The 1497-nt window shown below is 68.4% G+C and carries 3 protein-coding genes and 1 pseudogene; all 4 read left to right on the forward strand.

Features of this window, described 5'->3' with window-relative positions:
• Window positions 1-228, forward strand: a 228-nt coding sequence (locus RT567_RS16715) for an OST-HTH/LOTUS domain-containing protein (RefSeq protein ID WP_313577314.1), incomplete at its 5' end; no start/stop codon positions are given.
• 91 nt (window positions 229-319) lie between these two features.
• Complete coding sequence (locus RT567_RS16720; RefSeq protein ID WP_313577315.1) at window positions 320-655, forward strand: hypothetical protein; 336 nt, start codon at window positions 320-322, stop codon at window positions 653-655.
• A gap of 30 nt (window positions 656-685) precedes the next feature.
• Window positions 686-925, forward strand: coding sequence for a hypothetical protein (locus tag RT567_RS16725; RefSeq protein ID WP_313577316.1), 240 nt, complete (start codon window positions 686-688; stop codon window positions 923-925).
• Window positions 926-1082: 157 nt separating this feature from the next.
• A pseudogene (locus RT567_RS16730) lies at window positions 1083-1497 on the forward strand (cobaltochelatase subunit CobT); the annotation flags it as partial.

The following is a 1497-nucleotide window of genomic DNA, read 5'->3' on the forward strand; positions in this document are numbered from 1 at the left end:
GCCGAAGCCGTTCCCCTGATCGCCACCGCCATCACCGACATGGACGAGGACGGCGACGGCTGGGTCAACATCGGCGGCGTCGCCAATCGCCTGCGCAACACCTACTCCGACTTCGACCAGCGCACCTATGGCCACGCCAAACTGTCCGAACTGGTCCGCGCCACCGGCCGGTTCGACGTCGAGGTCGGCCCAGGCGGCGTCATGCGCGTGCGGCTGAAGCCCCGCTAGGCTCAAGCGGAGCCATTGAGAGAACAGTGTTGTAAATTGGGTCGTTTGCCCGCATGGTGACCGTCTGACGCCCCCCATGGGAGTTCTCGCCATGCTGATCCCGGCCCTCGCTCTGCTCATGCTGAACGGCGCCCCGATGCAGGACGACAACGCCGCGGTCGCCGAGCCGCGCGCGCCCAGCGCCTCCAGCTCGCCTTCGCGCACCATCTCTGCGCGCCCGCCTACGGTGACGAACGGCCCGACGCGGACAGTCTGCGACTGGGAGCGCGCCATGGGCAGCACCATTCAGCAGCGGGTCTGCCGCAAGGTGCCGCTGAACAGCAGCCAACGCGAACGCATGTCGACCGATATGATGCGGGAGATGCAAGGCTCGCGCTGGGGCGAGCGGCCCGTGCCCCGCTCCCCCGGCGGACGGGCGGTGTTCTGACACGAAGCCTTCATCGAAAAGGAAACGCCGATGTTGACGCCCCTGCTGTTCAGCCTGCTCCTGTCGAGCTCGTCCACCACCCCCGTCCACGCCCAGTCGGCGGCGGCCATGCCGGTAGGCGGCGTGGTGCGCGATCGATCGGCGCCGCGCCCCGGCGAAGAGGTGCGCGAGGAATGCTATCGTAGCCAACCGACCGGCTCCAACGTCCGGCAAGACATCTGCCGACAGGTGCGGGTGAAGGGTTCGGTCGAGCGCGCCGCGCGCCGTTAAAGCGACATCGGTTTCGTTGGGCGCATGTCCAGCTAAGCTCAGATATTCGCTCCAGATGACTCTGGACCATTTGGGTTCAGAGGACGCCGCGATGGAATCCCCGGCCTGGGACGCCTCGTCCCCTTTCCCCCGCCGCAGTATGGTCTATGTGTGACGGATGGCCGCCGCAGAGACCCCCGTCGAGACCTTCAAGCGCGCATTGGCGCACGCCGCTCGAGCCTTGGCCGAACAGGCCGAGCTGGAGGTGCATTTCGGCGGTGATGGCCCCAAGCTGTCCAAGGGCGTGCTGACCCTGCCCCATCCCCCGCGCGATCCGGCCGCGCCCGAAAGCGCCGCCCTGCGGGGTCAGGCCGACCGGCTGGCCCTGCGTCTGGCCAATCATGATTCGACGCTGGACGCGCGGCTGCGCCCCGTCGACATGAACGCCGCCGAGGTGTTCGACGCCGTCGAGCAGGCTCGCGTCGAAGCCGTCGGCGCGCGCGAGCTGAAGGGCGTGCGGCGCAACCTCGATTCCGCCCTGGTCACACGACTGGAGAAGTCGGGCGCTTTGCGCGCCGAGGCGGCCCAGGTGC

The organism is Brevundimonas sp., assembly GCF_032107865.1.
Taxonomy (GTDB): Bacteria; Pseudomonadota; Alphaproteobacteria; order Caulobacterales; family Caulobacteraceae; genus Brevundimonas.

Bases quoted from the DNA above. Each gene is read 5' to 3' on its own strand.
- RT567_RS16720 (WP_313577315.1), top strand. From the start codon at position 320: ATGCTGATCCCGGCCCTCGCTCTGCTCATGCTGAACGGCGCCCCGATG.
- RT567_RS16725 (WP_313577316.1), top strand. From the start codon at position 686: ATGTTGACGCCCCTGCTGTTCAGCCTGCTCCTGTCGAGCTCGTCCACC.